Consider the following 22,464-nt stretch of genomic DNA (forward strand, 5'->3'; position numbering starts at 1 on the left):
GGGTCCGATGGCGTCGACGAACTCACCCCACAAAAGGTAGTCGCCGGGCAACGGTCGGCGCACCGGTCGTCAGCCCAGGATCAACCCCGACGTGGGAACGCCGGTACCCGCGGTGACGAGCACGTGCTCGACGTCCGGCACCGGATTGACCGACGTGCCGCGCAATTGGCGCACGCCTTCGGCAATCCCGTTCATGCCGTGGATGTACGCCTCGCCCAGCTGGCCGCCGTGGGTGTTGATCGGCAGCCGTCCGCCCAGCTCGATCGCGCCGTCTTTGACGTAGTCCTTCGCGTCGCCCTTGTCGCAGAAGCCGAGCTCTTCGAGTTGGATCAGCGTGAACGGCGTGAAGTGGTCGTAGAGGATCGCGGTCTGGATGTCGGTCGGCTTCAGCCCCGACTGCTCCCACAGCTGCCGGCCGACCAGACCCATCTCCGGCAGGCCCAGTTCCGGCCGGTAGTAACTGGTCATCGAGTACTGGTCCGGGCTGGAGCCCTGCGACGCCGCCTCGATGATCGCCGGGCGGTGCTTGAGATCCTTGGCCCGCTCGGCCGACGTGATCACCAGCGCGACCCCGCCGTCGGTCTCCTGGCAGCAGTCCAGCAACCGCAGCGGTTCGGCGATCCATCGCGAATTCTGGTGATCCTCGATGGTGATCGGCTTTTCGTAGAAGTACGCCTTCGGGTTGTTGGCCGCGTGTCGACGGTCGGCCACCGACACCGCGCCGAAATCCTTGCTGGTCGCCCCGGACAGGTGCATGTAGCGCCGGGCGATCATCGCGACCTGCGCTGCGGGCGTGGACAGCCCGTGCGGATAGGAGAACGAGTTGTCGACGCCGGTCGAATCGGCGTTCTCCACCAGCCGCATCTGCACCTGGCCGAACCGCATGCCCGAGCGCTCGTTGAAAGCCCGGTAAGCCACCACGCAGTCCGCGACTCCGGTTGCCACCGCGATCGCCGCCTGCTGGACCGTGGCGCATGCCGCGCCGCCGCCGTGGTGGATCTTGGAGAAGAACTTCAGCTCACCGATGCCCGTGGCCCGCGCGATGGCGACCTCGGTGTTGGAGTCCATGGTGAAGGTGACCATGCCGTCGACGTCGGCAGGCGTCAGGCCGGCGTCGTCGAGCGCGTCGAGCACGGCCTCGGACGCGAGGCGTAACTCGCTGCGGCCGGAGTTCTTCGAGAAGTCGGTGGCACCGATGCCGACGATCGCCGCCTTCCCGGACAGCTCACCGGGCATCAGGCTGGTCCTCCGAGGGTCAGGGTCGCGGTGGCGATCACGTGATCGCCGAGGCTGTTGCTGCCAACGACTTTCAGGGTTATCACGTCGTCCTCGATGGCGGTGACCTCGCCGTTGAACGTCACGGTGTCGTAGGCGTACCACGGCACGCCGAGCCGCAGCGAGATCGACTTGATGACCGCGGTCGGTCCGGCCCAGTCGGTGATGTAACGCTGCACCAGGCCCGTGTCGGTGAGGATGTTGACGAAAATGTCCTTGGAGCCCTTGGCCTGCGCCTTGTCGCGATCGTGGTGCACGTCCTGATAGTCGCGCGTCGCGATGGCCGTCGACACGATGAACGTCGGATCGCCGTACAGGGCCAGTTCGGGCAGCTTCGTGCCGACCTGCGGGCTCATCGGGCTGGTGGGGGCGCTCATGAGGCGGGCTCCCACGCGTACAGGGTCCACGCCGGACCGGAGTCTCCCTCTGGGAAGTCGATATACGTTGCGCGAACGGGCATTCCGATGTCCACAGTGGCCGGGTCGACGTTGCGGAGCTGTCCGAGCATCCGCACGCCCTCCTCGAGTTCGACGAGGGCGATGACGAACGGGAGTGTGCGGCCGGGCACCTTGGGCGCATGGTGCACCACGAAGCTGAACACCGTGCCCTTACCGCTGGCGACGACGTACTCCGTGGGCGTCTCCCTGTCCTGCCACAGCGCAGGCACCGGGGGATGGACCAGCGTGCCGTCGGGACGCTTCTGGATCCGCAGCTCGTGGGCGTTCACCCCGTCCCAGAAGAACTTGGTGTCGCGTGAGGACGCCGGCCGCATCATCGAGTCGGCATCGAGGTCGTCCGGCACCGCCGACCCGGCGGCGGCCTCGTCTTCGCCGGCGGGCCGGAACTTCATGATCCGCCACATCATCTCGGCGACGTCTTCGTCGCCCACCTGCCAGGTGATGCGCTGCGTGATGAAGAAGCCCTCGCCGAGCGCCGTCTTCTTCGGGCCGACCACATCGGTCAGTTCGGCCGCGACACTGACCTCCTCGCCGACGCGCAGATACCGGTGATAGGTCTGCTCGCAGTTCGTCGCGACAACGCCGATATAGCCTGCCTCGTCGAACAACTCGAGGATCTTGCCGAGCGGGTCGTCGTCGGGACGGACTCCGCCGAGGCCCATCATCGTCCAGACCTGGATCATGGCGGGCGGTGCGACGGCACCGGGATGGCCGGCCGCCTTGGCCGCCGAATCGTCGACGTAGATCGGGTTCTTGTCGCCCATCGCGTCGAGCCAGTGGTCGATCATCGGCTGGTTGACCGGGTGCCGGCCGACCCTGGGCTTGCTCTTGCCCTCGGCCTTGACGCGCTCGGCGGCCGCCTTGATGTCCTCGATGGTCATTTGCTCTTCGCGCAAGCGCTCATCGACGCTCACCGGGGAACCCTCGGGACCTTCAGGCCCGCCGCCGCGATCATCTCCCGCATCACCTCGTTGACACCTCCGCCGAACGTGATCACCAGATTGCGTTTGGTCTGCGAGTCCAACCACTCGAGCAGTTCGGCGGTGTCGGGCTCGGCGGGATTGCCGTACTTGCCGACGATCTCCTCTGCGAGGCGGCCCGCGTACTGAATCCGCTCGGTGCCGAACACCTTGGTCGCCGCCGCATCGGCGACGTCGATGGTCTCCCCCGCCGCCGCCACCTGCCAGTTGAGCAGTTCGTTGACCCGCCACATCGCCTTGAGCTCACCGAGCGAGCGCTTGACGTCGTCGTGATCGAGCGGGATGTCGCCGTTGCCACCGGGTTTCGACGCCCACGCGTGCACCCGGTCGTAGAGCATGGCGACGCGGCCCGCCGGGCCCAGCATCACGCGCTCGTTGTTGAGCTGGGTGGTGATCAGCTTCCAGCCACCGTTCTCCTCGCCGACGAGCATGTCGGCGGGTACCCGGACGTCGTTGTAATAGGTGGCATTGGTGTGGTGCGCGCCGTCGGACAGGATGACCGGCGTCCAGGAATACCCGGGGTCCTTGGTGTCGACGATGAGGATCGAGATGCCCTTGTGCTTGACCGCTTCCGGATCGGTGCGGCAGGCCAGCCAGATGTAGTCGGCGTCGTGCCCGCCGGTGGTCCACATCTTCTGGCCGTTGACGATGTACTCGTCGCCCTGGCGAACCGCTGCGGTGCGCAACGACGCCAAGTCCGTGCCCGCCTCCGGCTCGGAGTATCCGATCGCGAAATGGATGTCACCCGAGAGGATTCCGGGCAGAAACTTCTTCTTCTGCTCATCGCTGCCGTACTGCTGCAAGGTCGGCCCGACGGTCTGCAGGGTGACGGCGGGCAAGGGCACATCGGCGCGATGGGCCTCGTTGACGAAGATCGACTGCTCGATCGGGCCGTAGCCGAGACCGCCGAACTCCTTGGGCCAGCCGACGCCGAGCTTGCCGTCCGAGCCCATCCGTTTGATGACCGCGCGATACGCCTTGCCGTGCCGGTTCTTCTCCATCTCCTCGGCCTCTTCGGGCGAGATGAGATTCGAGAAGTATTGCCGCAGTTCGGCTTGCAGCTGCTTCTGCTCGGGTGTCAGGTCTATGAACATTGCGCTCCTACCAGGTCGAGCCGGTGCGCTTGCCCGCCCACCAGCCGGGCGAGGTCCTTGATCGTGGAGTAGTACCGGTCCATGGGATAGGTGATGTCCATCCCCATGCCGCCGTGCAGGTGATGGCACAGCTGCATCACCGGGGGAGCCTGCGAGGCGAGCCAATAGCCGAGGATGTCGATGTCGTCGTCGGCGTCACGGCCCTCCGACAACCGCCAGGCCACCGACGAGGCGATCAACGTCAGTGTGCGCGAGGCGATGTAGATCTCCGCGAGCTGGGCGGCGACCGTCTGGAACGTCGACAGCGGCTTGCCGAACTGCTCGCGGTTGGCCACGTAGTCGGCGGTGAGCCGCAGCGCTCCCGCGACCAGCCCCGACGCGAACGCGCCGATCGCGGCCAGCGCCAGCTGGTTGACCCGTCGGGCGGACGCGCCGTCGAGCACACCGTCGACCGCGGCGTCGGTGAAGGTGACCGAGTATTCGTCGCCGTGGTTGGACGTCGGGGTCCTCGTCATCTCGACACCGTCGGCCGTCGGCGAGATCACCGCCACTGCGCTGTCGGCCGTGACCAGCAGCCAGTCCGCCTGCTCGGCGTAGGGCACCGCGACCTTGGTGCCGTTGAGTCTGTCGTCGGAGAGCGTCACCGCGGCCCGGTCGGGCATCGGCGCGCCCGGTTCATTGAGCGCGGCGGTCAGCACGGCGCCCTTCGGCACGCCGGCGAGGTAGCGATCCTGCTGTTCCTCCGATGCCAGGTCGAGCAGGGGCAACAGCCCGAGGCCGAGCGTGGCCAACGCCGGGCTGACGGTGCCGTGCCTGCCGATCTCGGTCAGCGCCGTCGCCACTTCGGGCAGCCCGACGCCGTCGCCACCGAGCCGCTCGGGGACCGCCAGCGCGGTCACCCCACCGGAAACCAGCGCGTCCCAGCTGTTGTCGCGAGTCAGCACCGACGTCACCACGTCGGCGACAGCCCGCTGCCCTTCGTCTGGACTGAAGTCCACCCGAATCCTCCTCGATCCAAAAGGTCAGTGCGAGACGGGGCACTTGCCGGTGTAGTCCACCTGCCAGTGCTTGATGCCGTTGAGCCAGCCCGACTTCAGCCGCTCGGGCTCACCGATCGGCTTGAGGTCGGGCATGGTGTCGGCGATCGCGTTGAAGATCAGGTTGATGGTCATCTTCGCGAGGTTGGCGCCGATGCAGTAGTGGGCGCCGGTTCCGCCGAAGCCGACGTGAGGATTGGGGCTGCGCAGGATGTTGAACGTGTGCGGGTCGTCGAAGACTTCATCGTCGAAGTTGGCCGACCGGTAGGACATCACCACCCGCTGGCCCTTCTTGATCTGCACGCCGCCCAACTCGACGTCCTCGAGGGCGGTGCGCTGGAACGCCGAAACCGGAGTGGCCCAGCGCACGATCTCGTCGGCAGCCGTCTCCGGGCGCTCGCGCTTGTAAAGCTCCCACTGGTCGGGGTTCTGGGAGAAGGCGACCATGCCGTGGGTGATGGAGTTGCGGGTCGTCTCGTTGCCCGCCACCGCCAGCATCACCACGAAGAAGCCGAACTCGTCATCGGAGAGCTTCTCGCCCTCGATATCGGCCTCGATCAGTTGTGTGACGATGTCGTCGGTCGGGTTCTTGCTCCGCTCGTCGGCCATCTTCATCGCGTACATGATCAGTTCCATCGAGGACTGCGCGGGATCGATGTGGGCGTACTCCGGGTCCTCGCCTGCGGTCATCTCATTGGACCAGCGGAACAGCTTGTCGCGATCCTCCTGCGGGACGCCGAGCAGACCGGCGATGGCTTGAAGCGGGAGCTCGCAGGACACCTGCTCGACGAAGTCGCCCGTCTCCTGCGCGGCGGCCGTCTCGGCGATCTTCTGGGCGCGGAGCCGCAACTCCTCCTCCAGTCGCCCGACGGCGCGCGGCGTGAAACCACGCGAGATGATCTTGCGCAGCCGCGTGTGCTGCGGTGCGTCCATGTTGAGCAGCACGTTGCGCTGCAAGTCGATGGCATCACGGGTCATGTCCTGCGGCCACACCGGGATCGCGCCGTCCGGCGAGCTGCCGAAGATGTCGTTGCGTTTGGAGACCTCTTTGACGTCGGCGTGCTTGGTGACCAGCCAGTAGCCCTTGTCACCGAAGCCCCCCGTGCCGCCGGGCACGTCGACCCAGTGCACGGGCTCGGACTTACGCAACTCGGCGAGTTCCTCGACGGGCAGTCCCGCGAGGTTGACGTCGGGGTCGAGGAAGTCGAAGTCGGCCGGGATGTTAGGGGGGTTCCCATGTGGGGACGACACAGTGTGAGCTCCTCTGGAACGTGAATTGCAACGTGTTCTAGTGCCAGTAAAACATGCCTTCTGCGCAGATAAAAGGCAGGTCACCATCCTTGCTTGTCAGAGTAATGAAACGTGTTCTAGCCTGACGGAATGGGTAACCCTGTCATCGTTGAAGCCACTCGCAGCCCCATCGGAAAGCGCAACGGCTGGCTGTCCGGCATGCACGCCACCGAGTTGCTCGGCGCGACGCAGAAGGCTCTGGTCGAGAAGGCCGGCATCGACGCCGGAGACGTCGAGCAGGTCATCGGCGGCTGCGTCACACAGTACGGCGAGCAGTCCAACAACATCACCCGGGTGAGCTGGCTGGTTGCCGGCCTGCCCGACCACGTCGGCGCGATGACCGTCGACTGCCAGTGCGGCAGCGGGCAGCAGGCCAACGGCCTGATCGCCGGCCTCATCGCCGCGGGTGCCATCGACATCGGCATCGCCTGCGGCATCGAGGCGATGAGCCGGGTCGGCCTGGGGGCCAACGCCGGGCCCGACCGCGGCATCCTGCGGCCCGCCTCGTGGGACATCGACCTGCCCGACCAGTTCACCGCCGCCGAGCGAATCGCCAAGCGGCGCGGCATCACTCGCGCAGACATCGACGAGCTCGGCTTCGAGTCGCAGCGTAAAGCCAAGCAGGCGTGGGCCGAAGCCCGGTTCGACCGCGAGATCAGCGGGATCGAGGCGCCGGTACTCGACGAGCAGAAGCAGCCGACCAGCGAGCGGCACGTCGTCACCCGCGATCAGGGTCTGCGCGACACGACGATGGAAGGTCTCGCCTCGCTCAAGCCGGTGATCGAGGACGGCATCCACACCGCGGGCACCTCGTCGCAGATCTCCGACGGCGCCGCGGCGGTGCTGTGGATGGACGAGGACAAGGCTCGCGCGCTCGGCCTGCGGCCCCGGGCCCGGATCGTCAGCCAGGCGTTGGTCGGCGCCGAGCCGTACTACCACCTCGACGGACCCGTGCAGTCCACCGCGAAGGTGCTCGAGAAGGCCGGAATGAAGATGGGCGACATCGACATCACCGAGATCAACGAGGCGTTCGCGTCGGTGGTGCTGTCGTGGGCGCGGGTGCACAACCCCGACATGGACAAGGTCAACGTCAACGGCGGCGCGATCGCGCTCGGTCACCCCGTGGGCAGCACCGGCAGCCGGCTCATCACCACCGCGCTGCACGAGTTGGAGCGCACCGACCAGAGCACCGCGCTCATCACGATGTGCGCGGGTGGTGCGCTGTCCACCGGCACGATCATCGAGCGCATCTAGCCTGCTTCTGCTCGCGGTCAGGACTCGCGCCGCAGGGCCGGGCGGATGCGGGCCCGGATGTGGTGGATGCGACCGTCGTCGGCCGGGATGAGGAACGTCTCGTCGACGTAGGCCACCACCCGGCGGCCGGCGATCTTGGTCTTGGTCTCGACGGTGAAGGTGGCGTGCACGTGGTCACCCTCGACGCGGAAATCGCGGTCGGTGGTCGCGGCGATCACCCGGTACTGCGGGCCGCGGTTGAGACTGCGGCGCAGATGGTAGCCGGAGAAGCCCGTCTTCAGGCCCACCTCGATCCGGACGCAGTCGGGCGCGAACGGAACCTCCTCGGCACTGTGGCTGGCCAGCGCATCGATGTAGGCGTCTGCAGCGGCGATGCGGGCGGTATCCGGGATCTGCGGGATTGAAGCCACGGCCGAAGCATAGGGCCGCAGCGCCGCGCTGCCTAGGATGATCGGCATGCCGAAGTCCCGCCCGCGCTTCATGGACACCAAGGCCGCCGACTTCTTCATCAAGTGGATGTCACGGCTGAACACCTACATGTACCGCCGCAGCGGCGGTGAAGGGTTCGGCAGTGACTTCCAGGGCATCCCCGTCGCACTGTTGACGACGACCGGGCGCAAGACCGGCGAGCCGCGGGTGAGCCCGCTGTACTTTCACCGCGACGGCGACACCGTCGTGGTGGCCGCGTCCAAGGGCGGCAGCGACAAGCACCCCATGTGGTACCTGAACCTCAAGGCCGACCCCAAGGTTCAGGTGCAGATCAAGAGCGAAGTGCTCGACCTGACCGCGCGCGACGCCACCGAAGAGGAACGCGCGAAGTACTGGCCCCGACTGGTCGAGATGTATCCGACCTACGAGAACTACCAGTCGTGGACGGATCGCGTGATCCCGCTGGTGGTCTGCGAACCGTGACCGCGGACGCCGACCTGCACTTCTACTTCGATCCGGTGTGTCCGTTCGCCTGGCTCACCAGCAAATGGGTGCGCATCGTCGCCGACCAGCGCGGCTACCGCGTCGACTGGCGGTTCATCTCGCTGCGCATCGTCAACGCCGACGTCGACTACGCGACGCACTTCCCGCCGGACTACGAAGCCGGGCATACCGCCGGCCTGAGGTTGCTGCGCGTCGCTGCGCGGACGCGTGCCGAGCGGGGTCGCGAGGCCGTCGGACCGCTGTATGCGGCCATCGGAACCCGCCTGTTCGACGAGCGCGGGGCCAGCGCCAGGCCGGCCGACGCACAAGCCGCGCGTGCCCTGGTCGAGTCCGCCCTGCAGGACGCGGGCCTGCCGAGCGAACTGGCCGATGCGCTCGACGACACCTCGCTCGACGACGAGATCCGTACCGAGACCGACGAGGCGCTGGCACTGACGGGTCGCGACGTCGGCACCCCGATCCTGCACTTCCAGCCGCCGGGTGGGACGGCGTTTTTCGGCCCGGTCATCAGCCGACTGCCCGCCGCGGACGCCGCCGCGGACCTGTGGGACCACGTCGTCGCGCTGGCCGCGTTCCCCGGTTTCGCCGAACTCAAGCGCAGCCTGCGTGAACGTCCGCAACTAGTCGGACTGGGCGCCGACCCGGATTCCATTGGCGTCGAGGCGGACTGGCACGGCGGTAGCCGCCGCACCAAGAAGTAGTGTTTGCGCTTCGCCTCGCGCGGTAAGTAACCGACCATGGCAGACGTTCGCAACTCGGGCGTGCTCGCGCTGGCACTCAAGTACTTCTCGCGCGCGCACATCGCCGTCTATCAGAGGACCGGCGGCAAACTCGGTTCGCGGCTGCTGTGGTTCCCCGCCGCGTTGTTGACCACCGAAGGACGCAAGAGCGGTCAACCGCGGACGACCCCGACGCTCTACTTGCGGGACGGCGACCGGGTGATGCTGCCCGCGTCGTTCGGCGGGCGTGACCACAACCCGCTGTGGTACCGCAACCTGAAGGCCAACCCTCAGGTGCATCTCCAGATCCGCGGCGAGCACCTGGACATGACCGCTCGCGACGCCACCGTCGAAGAGCGAAAGCAGTACTGGCCCAGGCTGATCAGGATGTACCCGCCGTATCGCAACTACCGCGAGACGGCGGACCGGGTGATCCCCCTGGTGGTGTGCGAACCGCGGGCGTCCTAGCCCCGGGGCATTTCCGGGATTTGACCCCACCGCCATATCCGGCGACGTACCGTGTGCGGGCAGGCACGGGGGGGCGACGGACGGAGTTCGTGATGCGGCGATCCCTTCGAATCATTGTTGCGGCCATCTGCGCCGCGCTGATCTTCTTCGTCGCGGCGGTTCCGGCCTGGGCGATGACGCTGACCTTCGTGCGCCATGCCGAATCCCAATCCAACGCCGACGGGGTCATCGACACGTCGGTGCCCGGTCCCGGGCTCAGCCCGCTGGGCCAACAGCATGCGGAGGCGCTGGCCCCGGTGTTGGCGGCCAACGGTTACGACGGCTTCTATGTGTCCTCGATGCTGCGAACCCAGCAGACGGCACAGCCGTTGATGGACCTACTGGGAACGCAGTACGAGATCCTGCCCGGCCTGCGGGAGATCTCGGCCGGCATTTTCGAGGGCTCGTCGGAGGACGAGGGCTTGGGCCGCCTCGGCTATGCACTGGCGCCGATCGCATGGCTGCTGGGCGCCCGCTTCGTGCCGATACTGGGCGGGGAGGACGGCAACGCGTTCGACGCCCGCGTGGACGGGGCCTTACAACACATCTACGCCAACGGCGACGAGAATGCCGTGGCGTTCTCGCACGGGGCGACGATCATGTTCTGGACGATGATGAACGTCGACAACCCCGATCTCGGGCTTCTGCTTTCCCACCAGTTGGGCAACACCGAGCAGGTGGTGATCGAGGGAAGTCCCGAGGACGGCTGGACGCTGGTGAGCTGGGCCGGCATTCCCGTCGCAGCCGAACCGTCGCTGCCGATCGAGTTGTTCGTCAACGTCCGAAACCTGATGGTCGCGCCGCAGACCGCGCTCTACGACATCGGGCAGGCATTCGCCACCGGCGACATCGGGGCGCTGGCGAATGCCGTGCGCGACGGCATCATCAACGTCGCGCGGACCGTCATCGGTTTCGTGCCCGACATGGTGACCGACATCGTCGATTCGGTCGGCGGGGCCGACACCGTCACGGTGGATCAGCAGCCACCCGCCGGCGCGCTGACCGGCCCAGCCGAGCACGGGTCGGCCGACGACGAGCCCACCGTGACACGTCAGGCCGACGACGCCGGTGAAACCGAGACGACCACCGTCACCACCATGACGTCGAGAAGTCAAAAGTCCAACGGTGCAACAGATCTGACCGATGGCAACAAGGCCGAACCCGGCGAGAAGCCGACGGGCACCGAGAACCGGTCCGCTGACACCGCCGACGACGAAGCCGCCGACGACGTCACCGAGGCCACCGAGGACGCCGCCGACTCCTCGGTGGACAACGAGGAACCGACGGACGGCGGTGGCACCGAAACCGGTACCACCGCTTCACAACAGGAAGCCGCGTGAGCTAGCGATCAGGCGCCGTAGACGGGCACCGGCGGGCGCGCCTTGCCCAGCAGATCTCGCACCACCGGTCCGAGTTCGGCCGGGTCCCAGCGCGCACCCTTGTCGATCTGCGGACCGTGTGCCCACCCTTCGGCCACCCGGACGATGCCGCCCTCGACCTCGAACATCCGGCCGGTGACGTCCTTGGACTCGACGCTGCCGAGCCATACCACCAGCGGCGAGATGTTCTCCGGCGCCATCGCGTCGAAGTCCTTGTCCTGGGTCGACATCATCTCGGCGAACACCGTCTCGGTCATCCTGGTGCGCGCCGACGGCGCGATCGCGTTGACGGTGACGCCGTAGCGGCCCATCTCGGCCGCGGCGACCAGCGTCATCGCCGCGATGCCCGCCTTGGCGGCGCTGTAATTCGCCTGTCCCACACTGCCCTGCAGCCCCGCACCGGAACTGGTGTTGACGATGCGGGCGTCCACGGTGTTGCCCGCCTTGGACTGAGCGCGCCAGTACGTCGCGGCGTGCCGCATGGTCGCGAAGTGCCCCTTGAGGTGGACGGCGACGACGGCGTCGAACTCCTCTTCGCTGGTGTTGGCGAACATCCGGTCGCGCACGATGCCCGCGTTGTTGACCAGTACGTCGAGCCCGCCGAAAGTGTCGACCGCGGCCTGGATCAGCCCCTCGGCCTGCGCCCAGTCGGCGACGTTCGCCCCGTTGGCAACGGCTTCGCCTCCTGCGGCGGTGATCTCGTCGACCACGCTCTGCGCAGCGCTGCCGCCGCCGGCGGGCGACCCGTCCAATCCGACACCGATGTCGTTGACCACGACTCGGGCGCCTTCGGCGGCGAAGGCCAGCGCATGGGCGCGACCGATTCCGCCACCCGAACCCGTGACGATGACCACGCGGCCGTCGAGCAGTCCCATATTCGTTGTCTCCTTGGCTAGTTGATCGCGGTGGTGGTTGCGAGGTAGTGCGGTGGCTCGCCGCCGCCGTGCACTTCCAGCGAGGCACCACTGATGTAGGAGGCCGCGTCGGAGGCGAGGAAGGCTACCGCCCAGCCGATGTCCTGCGGCTTGGCCAGCCGCCCGAGTGGCACATTGCGGGAGATCGCCGCGATCGAATCGGCGTCTCCGTAGAACAACTCGGACTGTTCGGTCTCGACCATGCCGACCACGACGGAGTTGACCCTGACCTTGGGCGCCCACTCCACCGCCAGGGTGCTGGTAATGCTCTCCATACCGGCCTTGGCGGCGCCGTAGGCGACGGTGCCCGGGGTGGGTCGCCTGCCGCTGACGCTGGTGATGTTGACTATCGACCCGCCGGCCGCCTGGTTCTGCATGACGGCGTTGGCATGCGTCGAAACCGACAACGCCCCAAGTAGATTCAACTCGACGATCTTTCGGCTGAACTTCGCCGACGCCTCGGCGGCGAGGACGTACGGCGAGCCGCCCGCATTGTTGACCACGACGTCGAGGCGACCGTGATCGGCGACGATCCCGCCGACCATCGCCTCGACGGCCTCGTCGTCACGGATGTCGCACGGCCGGAACTCGTACGGCAGGCCCTCGACCGGTCGGCGCGCACACGTCACGACGATCGCCCCCTGGTCGGCGAAGACCTTGCTGATACCGGCCCCCACACCGCGCACGCCCCCGGTGATGAGGACGATGCGACCCTGCAACGCGAAACGGATGGCCCGAGAGGCAGCCCCGGAGGCACTGTCGACGGCGTCAGTCACTGTGCTAGCGTACCAAGCAAGTGCTTGCTTAGGTAGCGACCCAGGAGTTTGCATGCCGATCACCACAGAGACCGTGGAACCGGGCATCGTCTCGGTGACCGTCGACTACCCGCCCGTCAACGCGATCCCGTCGCGCGGGTGGTTCGAACTCGCCGATGCGCTCATCGCGGCCGGACGCGACATGAGCACGCACGCGGTCATCCTGCGGGCCGAGGGCCGCGGCTTCAACGCCGGTGTGGACATCAAGGAGATGCAGAAGACCGAGGGCTTCACCGCGCTGATCGACGCCAATCGCGGCTGCTATGAAGCGTTCCGCGCGGTGTACGAGTGCGCGGTGCCCGTCATCGCCGCCGTCAACGGCTTCTGCGTCGGCGGTGGCATCGGCCTGGTGGGCAACGCCGACGTCATCGTCGCCTCCGACGATGCCACGTTCGGTCTGCCCGAAGTCGAGCGCGGCGCGCTCGGCGCGGCGACGCACCTGTCGCGGCTGGTGCCGCAGCACATGATGCGGCGCCTGTTCTTCACCGCCGCCACCGTCGACGCCGCGACCCTGCACCACTTCGGCTCGGTGCACGAGGTGGTCCCGCGCGGGGACCTCGACGAGGCCGCCCTGCGGGTGGCGCGCGACATCGCCGCCAAGGACACGCGGGTGATCCGCGCGGCGAAGGAGGCACTGAACCTCATCGACGTCCAGAAGGTGAACTCGAGTTACCGCATGGAGCAGGGCTTCACGTTCGAGCTGAACCTCGCCGGGGTGTCCGACGAGCATCGCGACGCGTTCGCCGGCACGAAAAAGGGCACCAAATGAGCGACAAGCGAACGATTCTCGACGACGCCGTCGCGCAGATCCGCAGCGGGATGACCATTGGCATCGGCGGCTGGGGATCGCGCCGCAAGCCGATGGCGTTGGTGCGGGCCCTGCTGCGCACCGACGTCACCGACCTCACGGTGGTCACCTACGGCGGGCCCGATCTCGGGCTTCTGTGTTCGGCGGGCAAGGTCAAGCGCGCCTACTACGGCTTCGTGTCGCTGGACTCGCCGCCGTTCTACGACCCGTGGTTCGCCAAGGCGCGCACGTCCGGCGCGATCGAGGCCCGCGAGATGGACGAGGGCATGCTGCGCTGCGGGTTGCAGGCCGCCGCACAACGGCTGCCGTTCCTGCCGATCCGGGCCGGACTGGGCAGCGATGTGCGGACCTTCTGGGGCGACGAGCTCAAGACCGTGACGTCGCCCTACCCCACCGGCGACGGGTACGAGGAGCTCGTGGCGATGCCCGCCCTGACGTTGGACGCCGCGTTCGTGCACATGAATCTCGGTGACACACAGGGCAACGCGGCCTACACCGGCATCGACCCCTACTTCGACGATCTGTACCTGATGGCCGCCGAGCGGCGGTTCCTCTCGGTGGAGCGGGTGGTCTCGACCGACGAACTGGTCAAGGCGGTGCCGCCGCAGGCACTGCTGGTGAACCGGATGATGGTCGACACCGTCGTCGAGGCCCCGAACGGCGCACACTTCACCACCGCCGAGCCGGACTACCGCCGCGACGAGAAGTTCCAGCGGCACTACGCCGAGGCCGCGGGCTCCGCGGAGACGTGGCAGCAGTTCGTCGACACCTATCTGTCCGGCAGCGAGGCCGATTACCAAGCGGCCGTGCGCAAATTCCAGGAGCAACAGTGATGTCGGTGACCCGCGCCGAGGTATGCGCCGTCGCGTGCGCGGAGCTGTTCCGCGACGCCGGTGAGATCATGGTCAGCCCGATGGCCACCATGGTGTCGATCGGCGCCCGACTGGCCCGTCTGACGTTCTCCCCCGACATCCTGCTCACCGACGGTGAGGCGCGGCTGCTCGCCGACACGCCGGCGCTCGGGGTGGCCGGCGCCATCGAAGGCTGGATGCCGTTCGGCCGCGTCTTCGAGACACTGGCCTGGGGCCGCCGCCATGTCGTCATGGGCGCCAACCAGATTGACCGCTACGGCAATCAGAATCTCTCGGCGTTCGGTCCGTTGCAGCACCCGACCCGCCAGATGTTCGGTGTGCGCGGAGCGCCGGGCAACACCATCAACCACGCCACCAGCTACTGGGTCGGCAACCACTCCAAGCGGGTGTTCGGCAATGAAGTCGACATCGTGTCGGGCATCGGCTGGGACAAGGTCGACCCGGCCAATCCGGCCTATCGGTTCGTCAACGTCTCCCGGGTGGTGACCAACCTCGGCGTGTTCGACTTCAACGGGCCCGACCATCAGATGCGCGCGGTCTCGCTGCATCCGGGGGTCGAGGCCGAGCACGTCGCCGAGAACACCTCGTTCGAGGTGCACGGCCTGGACGCGGCCCAGGAGACACGGCTGCCCACCGAGGAGGAGCAGCGGCTGATCCGCGAAGTGATCGATCCGAAAAGCCTGCGCGACAGGGAAGTACGGGCATGAGCAGGCTGCGCACCCCGCTGACCGACCTCATCGGTATCGAGCATCCGGTGGTGCAGACCGGCATGGGCTGGGTCGCAGGCGCGCGGCTGGTGTCGGCGACGTCGAACGCCGGCGGCCTGGGCATCCTGGCGTCGGCGACCATGACGCTCGACGAACTGCAGACCGCCGTCACCAGGGTCAAGAGCGCGACCGACAAGCCCTTCGGCATCAACATCCGCGCCGACGCCGGCGACGCGAACGAGCGCGTCGCCCTCCTGATCCGCGAGGGAGTCAAAGTCGCCTCCTTCGCCCTTGCCCCCAAGCCGGATCTGATCGCGAAGCTCAAAGACGCCGGCGTCGTGGTCATCCCGTCGGTCGGCTTGGCCAAGCATGCGAAGAAGGTCGCCGGCTGGGGCGCGGATGCCGTCATCGTGCAGGGCGGCGAAGGCGGCGGGCACACCGGCCCGATCGCCACCACCCTGCTGCTGCCGTCGGTGCTCGACGCGGTCGCCGACTCCGGCATGCCGGTCGTCGCCGCGGGCGGCTTCTTCGACGGTCGCGGTCTCGCGGCGGCGCTGTCCTACGGCGCGGCGGGTGTCGCGATGGGCACCCGGTTCCTGTTGACCTCCGATTCCACGGTGCCCGAGGCGGTCAAGCGCCGCTACCTGGAGGCAGGCCTGGACGGCACCGTCGTCTCCACGCGCGTCGACGGCATGCCGCACCGGGTGCTGCGAACCGGGCTGGTGGAGAAGCTGGAGAGCGGCTCGCGGCTGCGCGGCTTCTCGGCGGCGGTCCGCAACGCGCAGAAGTTCAAGAAGATGTCCGGTATGACGTGGCGGTCGATGATCAGCGACGGCCTCGAGATGCGGCACGGTAAAGAGCTGACATGGTCGCAGGTCGTGATGGCCGCGAACACTCCGATGCTGTTGAAAGCCGGGCTGGTCGAGGGCAACACCGACGCGGGCGTGCTCGCCTCCGGGCAGGTCGCGGGCATCCTGGACGACCTGCCGTCATGCGAGGAGCTGGTCGAGTCGATCGTCGCCGATGCGGTCAAGCATCTGCAGGCGGCCGCCGGGCTGATCGAGTGAAGGCTTCTGCTTAATTTTCGCAATATGAAGCTATACTCTTCATATGTCGAAGGTGAAGCCAAGAGCTTCATCACATGCTCGCGCCACGCTGATCGGCGACGTGGTGGGCTCGCGCCGTGTCGCCGACCGCGCCTCGGCCCACCGCACACTCGACCGCGCGCTCGGTAACGTCGGCGCCCGCGCGATCGACCCGCCGGCGTTCACCGTCGGCGACGAGTTCCAGGGCAGTTACCCGTCCGTCGGCGAGGCGATCGACGCGGCGCTGACGATCCGGTTGGCGGTCACGCCGGACCTCGACGTGCGGTTCGGCCTCGGCTGGGGGGCGGTGACGGTACTCGATCCGGATTCGGGCATCCAGGACGGACCGGGATGGTGGGCGGCCCGCGAGGCGATCGAGTGGACCGCCGCGGCCCAACGCCAGCCTGGCTTGGCGCTGGTGCGCACCGCGTTCCGGGCCGCTCCCGCGACTCGGCAGGACACCGACGCCATCAACGCGGCCCTGGTGTGTCGGGACCATCTGCTTGGATCACTCGATGACCGATCCCTGCGAATCGTGAAGGGCCTGTTGACCGATCAGACGAAGAAGGACATCGCGGCGGCCGAGGGCGTCAGCGCCTCGGCCGTCTCCCAGCGCGCCGGGCGCGACGGGTTGGACCTGATCGTCGTGGCTTCGCGCTACCTGCGGAGCGTGCCGTGAGCGCGCTGGCGGTGATGCTGATCGCGATGGGCGCCGCCGACATCATCCGGCGGTTGACCGACCGGGTGTGGGTGCCCGCAGTGGTGGGCCCGGCCGTTGTCGTCGGGTGCGCGGCACTGGCCGGCCTGTGGCGTCTCGGCGACATCGTGTTGTTGGTCGTCGCGGCGGTGGCCGGCGTCGGCTGGGTGATGCTGTGTGCGCGCGCCGAGCGCACGGGTCGGGGCCAACTGGCCCCGCTGATGGTGTTCGGCGTTGCGGTCGCGGTGCTGGTCCTGTTGTCGGGCTGGGGCTCTGACGTCGCGGCGCTGGTGGGTCGGTGGCCGTCGTGGGTCGGTATCGACGTGTCCGGCGACCGGCTGCTGATGATCGTCGGCGTGATGCTGATGCAGCTGGTGACGGGCAACCAGTTGGTGCGGCTGGTGCTCGCCTCGGTCGGGGCGGTGAAGCCGGCGGGCGAACCCCAGCCGTCGGACCGGCTGAAGGGCGGCCGGCTGCTCGGGCCCATGGAGCGGGTGCTGATCCTCGGGCTGGGCCTGGCCGGTCAGCTCGCGGCGGCAACGGCCGTCGTCGCGGCCAAGAGCATCATCCGGTTCCCGGAGATCAACGCGTCGAAGGCCCGGGAGAACGGGCACATCGGCATCGATGACGTCACGGAGTACTTCCTGGTCGGCAGCTTCGCAAGCTGGATCGTCGCTCTCGGCGGCCTCGTTCTCGCACACTAAACAGTAAGCCTTTCGATTCGCCGGAATCCGGGCCTGCTTTTTCCTACACTCGCGGCCATGAAGACGAACGCCGCCGTGCTGTGGGGACTCAACGAACAGTGGAGCATCGAGGAGGTCGACCTCGACGGGCCGAAGGAGGGTGAGGTACTCATCTCGTTCGAGGCCACCGGTCTGTGCCATTCGGATCACCATGTCGTCACCGGCGATTTCGCCGGCGTGCCGCTGCCCATCATCGGCGGCCATGAGGGCGCGGGCGTCGTGCAGGAGGTCGGGCCCGGCGTTCGGGACCTCACGGTCGGCGACCACGTCGTCACGTCGTTTCTGCCGGCCTGCGGCCGCTGCCGCTGGTGCGCCAGCGGGCATCAGAACCTCTGCGACCTGGGCGCCTTGATACTCATCGGCGTCCAGTCCGACGGCACGTACCGGCGCAAGGTCCGTGGCAAGGACGTCGGCATCCTGTCGGGCGTCGGCAGCTTCTCGCAGTACGGCACGCTGTCGGAGGCGTCCGTCGTCAAGGTCGACGACGACCTACCGCTGGCGCGGGCGTGCCTGCTGGGCTGCGGCGTGATGACCGGATGGGGCTCGGCGGTCAACACCGCCGACGTGAGCCCGGGCGACACCGTGGTGATCATCGGTTGCGGCGGTATCGGCAGCGGAGCCATTCAGGGCGCGCGGCTGGCGGGCGCCGAGCACATCGTCGTCGTGGAGCTCGTCGAGGCCAAGCGGGACAAGGCTTTCCAGTTCGGCGCCACGCACTTCGTCACATCGATGGAGGAGGCGACGGCTCTGGTCGCCGAACTGACGCGCGGCGTGATGGCCGACTCGGCGATGTTGACCATGGGTGTGCTCGAGGGCCGGATGATCGACGAGTCGCTCAACATCATCCGCAAGGGCGGCGCGGTCGTGATGACCGCGATCGCCTCGATGGCCGACGTGACGCCCACCCTGTCGATGGCGATGATGACGCTGTTCCAGAAGCGACTGCTCGGCAGCCTCTACGGAGAGGCCAACCCGCGCGCGGACATCCCGCGATTGCTCAACCTCTACCGCGACGGCAAGCTGCTGCTCGACGAGACCGTCACCGCGGAATACAAGCTGAACGACATCAACGACGCCTACGACGACATGCTCGCCGGCCGCAACATCCGCGGCGTGGTCATCCACGACCACTAGCGTCCGTGTCCGCGACTATTGGAGCCGCTCGATGATCGTGACGTTGGCCGTACCGCCGCCCTCGCACATCGTCTGCAGGCCGTAGCGGCCGCCGGTGCGCTCCAGGGTGTTCAGCATGGTGGCGAACAGCTTGGCGCCGGTGGCGCCCAGCGGGTGGCCGAGGGCGATCGCGCCGCCGGAAGGGTTGACCTTCGCGGGGTCGGCGCCGGTCTCCTTGAGCCACGCCATCACGACGGGCGCGAACGCCTCGTTGATCTCGACGGTGTCGATGTCGTCGATCGACAGTCCGGTCTTCTTCAGCGCGTACTCGGTGGCGGGAATCGGACCGGTCAGCATGAACACCGGGTCGGCGCCGCGGGCGCTGATGTGGTGGATGCGGGCGCGCGGCTTGAGATTGTGCGCCTGCACCGCGCTTTCCGAGGCGAGCAGCACCGCGCTGGCGCCGTCGGAGATCTGGCTCGCCATCGCCGCGGTCAACCGGCCGCCGTCGACCAGCGTCTTGAGCCCGGCCATCTTCTCCAGAGAGGTATCGCGCGGACCCTCGTCGGTGATGAAACCAGTCCCATCGACCGGGACTCCGATGATCTCGTTCTCGAAGTGGCCGGAGCGGATCGCCTCCTGCGCGCGCTGATGGCTGGTCAGTGCGTACTGCTCCATCTCCTCACGTGACAGGTCCCACTTCTCGGCGATCAGCTCGGACCCCCGGAACTGGGAGATCTCCTGATCGCCGTAGCGGTGCAGCCAGCTCTTGGATTCGTTTGTCGGAGAGGTGAAACCGAACTGCTCACCGACGATCATCGCCGAGGAAATCGGGATCTGGCTCATGTTCTGCATACCGCCCGCGACGATCAGGTCGGCGGTGCCGGACATGATCGCCTGCGCACCGAACGAGATGGCCTGCTGGCTGGAGCCGCACTGCCGGTCGACGGTGACGCCGGGCACCTCTTCGGGGTAGCCGGCGGCCAGCCACGACAGCCTGGCGATGTTGCCGGCTTGGCCTCCGATGGCGTCGACACAGCCGGCGATGACGTCGTCGACCGCGCCCGGGTCGACGTCGACACGCTCGAACAGCCCGCGCCACACAGTGGCGCCGAGGTCGACGGGGTGCACACCCGCCAGTGATCCGTTGCGCTTGCCGACGGCGGTGCGCACGGCGTCGATGACGTAGGCCTGTGATGTTGCAGTCATGGGTTCCTCATTCCCTCGTGATGCCGCCGAGAACGATCGACAGATATTGGCTGCCGACTTGCTCGGCTGTCAGCGGCCCGCCCGGTTGATACCAGCGGACCGAAACCCAGGTGGTGTCGCGGATGAACCGGTAGACCAGGTCGACGTCGATGTCGGGCCGGAAGTAGCCCTCCTCGATGCCCTGGTTGAGCAGGTCCAGCCACATCTTGCGTTGCTCTTGATTGCGCTGCTCGACGTAGGAGAAGCGCTCCTGGCCCGCGAGTCGCTTGGCCTCGTCCTGGTAGATGACGACCTGTGCGTGCCGGTGCTCGATCGCCTCGAACGACGCCATGAACAGCCCCTTGAGGCGTTCGAGGGGGTTGGGTTCGGTGTCGACGATCTGCTGGTAGCGCGCGAACAGCCAGTCCAGGAACCCGCGCAGCACCTCGTCGACCATCTCCTCCTTGGAGGCGAAGTGGTGATACAGGCTGCCGGACAGGATCCCCGCCGAGTCGGCGATGTCGCGCACCGTGGTCGCCCGCAGCCCGCGCTCGGCGAACATCGCCGCGGCAAGCTCGAGAAGCTCGTCGCGTCGACTGGCCGGCTGGCTCGTTGCGGGTGAGGTCATGGGTGCTGGCTCGACACCGAGATCACTTCTCCGGTCAGGTAGCTGGAGTATTCGCTGGCCAGGAATGCGATGGTGGCCGCGACCTCCCACGGCTCCGCCGCCCGGCCGAAGGCCTCGCCCTCGGAAAGCCGGTCCAGCAGGTCGGAGCTGCTGGTCTTCTCGAGGAACTTGTGCCTGGCGATGCTGGGCGACACCGCGTTGATCCGCACGCCGTGCTCGACGGCCTCGATCGCGCTGCACCGTGTCAGAGCCATCACGCCGGCCTTGGCCGCCGCGTAATGAGACTGCGAATGCTGTGCGCGCCAACCCAACACGCTGGCGTTGTTGACGATGACGCCGCCGTGGTCGGCCTCGCGGAAGTAACGCAGCGCCGCGCGTGTCGCGCGCATCACCGACGTCAGCGTCACGTTGAGGACGCGGTCCCACTCTTCGTCGGTCATGTCGACGACGGGTGTCTGCCCGCCGAGACCGGCGTTGTTGACCAACACGTCCAACCGGCCCATCCGCGCCGTGGTCGACGCGATGAGCGCATCCACCTGAGCGGTGGACGTCACGTCGCACACCACGCTCTCGACGCGACCCAACCCGAGTTCTGCCAACTGGTCGCGGGTCTCACCGAGCCGCCGTTCGTGATGGTCGGAGACGACGACGTCGGCCCCTTCGGCCAGTGCCCGCCGCGCCACCGCCGAGCCGATCCCGGTCCCGGCGGCCGCCGTCACGACGACGACCTTGCCGGTCAGAAGGCCGTGTCCGTCAATCTCTTTCGGTGCTTCAGAAAGACTCAACCCTTGACCTCTCGCGGTAGGCCGAGCACTCGCTCGGCGATGATGTTGCGCTGCACCTCGTTCGAACCGCCGTAGATGGTGTCGGCCCGCGAGAACAGATACAACCGCTGCCACTCGTCGAACTCGCCGTCGTCCAGCGTCAGACCCTCGCGACCGAGCACCTCCATCGCGATCTCACCCAGTTCACGATGCCAGTTGGCCCACAACAGCTTCGAGACTGAGTCTTTTCCGGCGGCCGTGCCGCCTCGTTGCTCCACATCCATGGTCGCCAGCGCGTACGACCGCATGGTGCGCAGCCCCGCCCATGACCGCGTCAACCTCTCGCGGATCAGCGGATCGTCCACGGCGCCGGTACGTTTCGCCAACTCCGCGACACCGGACAATTCGCGGGCGTACTCGATCTGCTGTCCGAGCGTCGAGACGCCGCGCTCGAACGTCAACAGCCCCATCGCCACGCGCCAGCCGTCACCGGGCTCGCCGACCACCAGCGAGGCGTCGGTGCGGGCGTCGTCGAAGAACACCTCGTTGAACTCCGAGTCACCGGTCAGTTGCACGATCGGGCGGATCTCCACCCCGGGCTGATCCAGCGGGACCAACAGGAACGACAGCCCCGCGTGCCGTTTGCTCCCCTTCTCACTGCGCGCGACGACGAAACACCACTGCGCCCAGTGCGCCAGCGACGTCCACACCTTCTGCCCGTTGATGACCCACTGGTCGCCGTCGAGTTCGGCGGTCGTCGCCACATTCGCCAGGTCGCTGCCGGCGCCGGGCTCGGAATAGCCCTGGCACCACAGTTCGGTGACGTCGAGGATTTTCGGCAGGAAGCGCTGCTGCTGCTCGGGCGTGCCGTAGGCGATCAGGGTCGGGCCGAGCAGTTCCTCGCCGAAGTGGTTGACCTTCGCCGGGGCGTTCGCGATCGCGTACTCCTCATAGAACGCCACCCGGTGCGCGACCGACAACCCGCGCCCGCCGTGTTCCTCGGGCCAGCCCAGGCACGTCAGCCCGGCCGCCGCCAGATGCTGATTCCACGCCCGCCGTTCCTCGAACGCCTCGTGCTCGCGCCCGGGTCCGCCGAGGCCCTTCAGCGCGGCGTACTCGCCGACGAGGTTGTCGGCGAGCCAGTCACGGACCTCGGCCCGGAACTCCTCGACCTCAATCACCCCTGTAGGCTAACCTACCAAGC

25 protein-coding genes are annotated in these 22,464 nt (G+C 67.5%); 12 read left to right on the forward strand and 13 right to left on the reverse strand.

The window, feature by feature from the left end; genetic code table 11:
* Nucleotides 1–69 precede the first annotated feature (69 nt).
* Genes ABGB19_RS08620 through ABGB19_RS08645 form a run of 6 tightly spaced genes read right to left on the reverse strand, consistent with a single transcriptional unit; the run spans nt 70 to nt 6,095 of the window.
* On the reverse strand, nt 70–1,236 hold the full coding sequence (locus ABGB19_RS08620; RefSeq protein WP_347685444.1) for a lipid-transfer protein: 1,167 nt from the start codon (nt 1,234–1,236) through the stop codon (nt 70–72).
* A complete protein-coding gene (locus tag ABGB19_RS08625) occupies nt 1,236–1,631 on the reverse strand; it encodes a MaoC family dehydratase (RefSeq protein WP_347685668.1) in 396 nt (131 codons plus the stop codon). The genes ABGB19_RS08620 and ABGB19_RS08625 overlap by 1 nt, the downstream gene beginning before the upstream one ends.
* A 17-nt stretch (nt 1,632–1,648) precedes the next feature.
* A complete protein-coding gene (locus ABGB19_RS08630; protein ID WP_347685669.1) occupies nt 1,649–2,614 on the reverse strand; it encodes a bifunctional MaoC family dehydratase N-terminal/OB-fold nucleic acid binding domain-containing protein in 966 nt (321 codons plus the stop codon).
* Nucleotides 2,615–2,643: 29 nt separating this feature from the next.
* Nucleotides 2,644–3,807 carry an acyl-CoA dehydrogenase FadE29 gene (gene fadE29, locus ABGB19_RS08635; protein WP_347685445.1) on the reverse strand — a complete coding sequence of 388 codons (1,164 nt, stop codon included), beginning with the start codon at nt 3,805–3,807 and terminating at the stop codon, nt 2,644–2,646.
* Entirely contained in the window at nt 3,798–4,805 is a 1,008-nt protein-coding gene (locus ABGB19_RS08640; RefSeq protein ID WP_347685446.1) for an acyl-CoA dehydrogenase family protein, read from the reverse strand. The genes fadE29 and ABGB19_RS08640 overlap by 10 nt, the downstream gene beginning before the upstream one ends.
* Before the next feature lie 24 nt (nt 4,806–4,829).
* Nucleotides 4,830–6,095, reverse strand: coding sequence for a cytochrome P450 (locus ABGB19_RS08645; protein ID WP_347685447.1), 1,266 nt, complete (start codon nt 6,093–6,095; stop codon nt 4,830–4,832).
* A 129-nt stretch (nt 6,096–6,224) separates the two neighbouring features.
* Between ABGB19_RS08645 and ABGB19_RS08650 the strand changes: the two genes are divergently transcribed.
* Nucleotides 6,225–7,388: a steroid 3-ketoacyl-CoA thiolase gene (locus ABGB19_RS08650; RefSeq protein WP_347685448.1), complete on the forward strand. Its 1,164-nt coding sequence runs from the start codon at nt 6,225–6,227 to the stop codon at nt 7,386–7,388.
* Nucleotides 7,389–7,405: 17 nt separating this feature from the next.
* On the opposite strand, the gene ABGB19_RS08655 is transcribed toward ABGB19_RS08650, so the two are convergent.
* Nucleotides 7,406–7,789, reverse strand: a complete 384-nt coding sequence (locus tag ABGB19_RS08655; RefSeq protein WP_347685670.1) for a hypothetical protein — start codon at nt 7,787–7,789, stop codon at nt 7,406–7,408.
* 55 nt (nt 7,790–7,844) lie between these two features.
* On the opposite strand from ABGB19_RS08655, the gene ABGB19_RS08660 reads away from it, so the two are divergent.
* From ABGB19_RS08660 to ABGB19_RS08675, 4 genes are all read left to right on the forward strand, one after another.
* Nucleotides 7,845–8,300 (forward strand): nitroreductase family deazaflavin-dependent oxidoreductase, encoded by a 456-nt coding sequence (locus ABGB19_RS08660; protein ID WP_347685449.1) that lies wholly within the window; start codon nt 7,845–7,847, stop codon nt 8,298–8,300.
* The gene (locus tag ABGB19_RS08665; RefSeq protein ID WP_347685450.1) at nt 8,297–9,022 is read left to right on the forward strand and encodes a hypothetical protein; all 726 of its coding nucleotides are present in this window, start codon (nt 8,297–8,299) and stop codon (nt 9,020–9,022) included. The genes ABGB19_RS08660 and ABGB19_RS08665 overlap by 4 nt, the downstream gene beginning before the upstream one ends.
* A gap of 36 nt (nt 9,023–9,058) precedes the next feature.
* Entirely contained in the window at nt 9,059–9,508 is a 450-nt protein-coding gene (locus ABGB19_RS08670; protein WP_347685451.1) for a nitroreductase family deazaflavin-dependent oxidoreductase, read from the forward strand.
* 92 nt (nt 9,509–9,600) lie between these two features.
* Nucleotides 9,601–10,887, forward strand: coding sequence for a histidine phosphatase family protein (locus ABGB19_RS08675; protein ID WP_347685452.1), 1,287 nt, complete (start codon nt 9,601–9,603; stop codon nt 10,885–10,887).
* A gap of 8 nt (nt 10,888–10,895) precedes the next feature.
* Here the strand turns inward: ABGB19_RS08675 and ABGB19_RS08680 are convergent, their stop codons facing one another.
* On the reverse strand, nt 10,896–11,801 hold the full coding sequence (locus tag ABGB19_RS08680) for an SDR family oxidoreductase (RefSeq protein ID WP_347685453.1): 906 nt from the start codon (nt 11,799–11,801) through the stop codon (nt 10,896–10,898).
* 17 nt (nt 11,802–11,818) lie between these two features.
* On the reverse strand, nt 11,819–12,559 hold the full coding sequence (locus ABGB19_RS08685) for an SDR family oxidoreductase (RefSeq protein ID WP_347685671.1): 741 nt from the start codon (nt 12,557–12,559) through the stop codon (nt 11,819–11,821).
* A gap of 109 nt (nt 12,560–12,668) precedes the next feature.
* Here ABGB19_RS08685 and echA20 point away from each other — a divergent pair, with 109 nt between their 5' ends.
* From echA20 to ABGB19_RS08720, 7 genes are read left to right on the forward strand one after another with little or no spacing between them, the layout of a single operon-like run.
* Nucleotides 12,669–13,424, forward strand: a complete 756-nt coding sequence (gene echA20 / locus ABGB19_RS08690) for a (7aS)-7a-methyl-1,5-dioxo-2,3,5,6,7,7a-hexahydro-1H-indene-carboxyl-CoA hydrolase (protein WP_347685454.1) — start codon at nt 12,669–12,671, stop codon at nt 13,422–13,424.
* A complete protein-coding gene (gene ipdA, locus ABGB19_RS08695) occupies nt 13,421–14,296 on the forward strand; it encodes a cholesterol ring-cleaving hydrolase subunit IpdA (RefSeq protein WP_347685455.1) in 876 nt (291 codons plus the stop codon). The genes echA20 and ipdA overlap by 4 nt, the downstream gene beginning before the upstream one ends.
* The gene (ipdB, locus tag ABGB19_RS08700; RefSeq protein ID WP_347685456.1) at nt 14,296–15,042 is read left to right on the forward strand and encodes a cholesterol ring-cleaving hydrolase subunit IpdB; all 747 of its coding nucleotides are present in this window, start codon (nt 14,296–14,298) and stop codon (nt 15,040–15,042) included. The genes ipdA and ipdB overlap by 1 nt, the downstream gene beginning before the upstream one ends.
* Complete coding sequence (gene ipdC / locus ABGB19_RS08705; RefSeq protein ID WP_347685457.1) at nt 15,039–16,109, forward strand: (3aS,4S,5R,7aS)-5-hydroxy-7a-methyl-1-oxo-octahydro-1H-indene-4-carboxyl-CoA dehydrogenase; 1,071 nt, start codon at nt 15,039–15,041, stop codon at nt 16,107–16,109. The genes ipdB and ipdC overlap by 4 nt, the downstream gene beginning before the upstream one ends.
* A 43-nt stretch (nt 16,110–16,152) precedes the next feature.
* Nucleotides 16,153–16,806, forward strand: coding sequence for a SatD family protein (locus ABGB19_RS08710; protein WP_347685458.1), 654 nt, complete (start codon nt 16,153–16,155; stop codon nt 16,804–16,806).
* Entirely contained in the window at nt 16,803–17,528 is a 726-nt protein-coding gene (locus ABGB19_RS08715; RefSeq protein WP_347685459.1) for a hypothetical protein, read from the forward strand. Before ABGB19_RS08710 ends, ABGB19_RS08715 begins: the two co-directional genes overlap by 4 nt.
* A 57-nt stretch (nt 17,529–17,585) precedes the next feature.
* Nucleotides 17,586–18,701: an NDMA-dependent alcohol dehydrogenase gene (locus ABGB19_RS08720; protein ID WP_347685460.1), complete on the forward strand. Its 1,116-nt coding sequence runs from the start codon at nt 17,586–17,588 to the stop codon at nt 18,699–18,701.
* Nucleotides 18,702–18,716: 15 nt separating this feature from the next.
* Here the strand turns inward: ABGB19_RS08720 and fadA6 are convergent, their stop codons facing one another.
* Genes fadA6 through ipdE1 form a run of 4 tightly spaced genes read right to left on the reverse strand, consistent with a single transcriptional unit; the run spans nt 18,717 to nt 22,441 of the window.
* A complete protein-coding gene (gene fadA6 / locus ABGB19_RS08725; RefSeq protein ID WP_347685461.1) occupies nt 18,717–19,889 on the reverse strand; it encodes a steroid 3-ketoacyl-CoA thiolase FadA6 in 1,173 nt (390 codons plus the stop codon).
* A 7-nt stretch (nt 19,890–19,896) separates the two neighbouring features.
* Nucleotides 19,897–20,496, reverse strand: a complete 600-nt coding sequence (kstR2, locus tag ABGB19_RS08730) for a TetR family transcriptional regulator KstR2 (protein ID WP_347685462.1) — start codon at nt 20,494–20,496, stop codon at nt 19,897–19,899.
* Entirely contained in the window at nt 20,493–21,281 is a 789-nt protein-coding gene (gene ipdF / locus ABGB19_RS08735) for a (5R,7aS)-5-hydroxy-7a-methyl-1-oxo-2,3,5,6,7,7a-hexahydro-1H-indene-carboxyl-CoA reductase (RefSeq protein ID WP_347685463.1), read from the reverse strand. The genes kstR2 and ipdF overlap by 4 nt, the downstream gene beginning before the upstream one ends.
* Nucleotides 21,278–22,441 (reverse strand): acyl-CoA dehydrogenase IpdE1, encoded by a 1,164-nt coding sequence (gene ipdE1 / locus ABGB19_RS08740; RefSeq protein WP_347685464.1) that lies wholly within the window; start codon nt 22,439–22,441, stop codon nt 21,278–21,280. Before ipdE1 ends, ipdF begins: the two co-directional genes overlap by 4 nt.
* Between the last annotated feature and the right edge of the window lie 23 nt (nt 22,442–22,464).

This window comes from Mycobacterium sp. B14F4, from assembly GCF_039871645.1.
In the GTDB taxonomy this organism is placed as follows: domain Bacteria; phylum Actinomycetota; class Actinomycetes; order Mycobacteriales; family Mycobacteriaceae; genus Mycobacterium.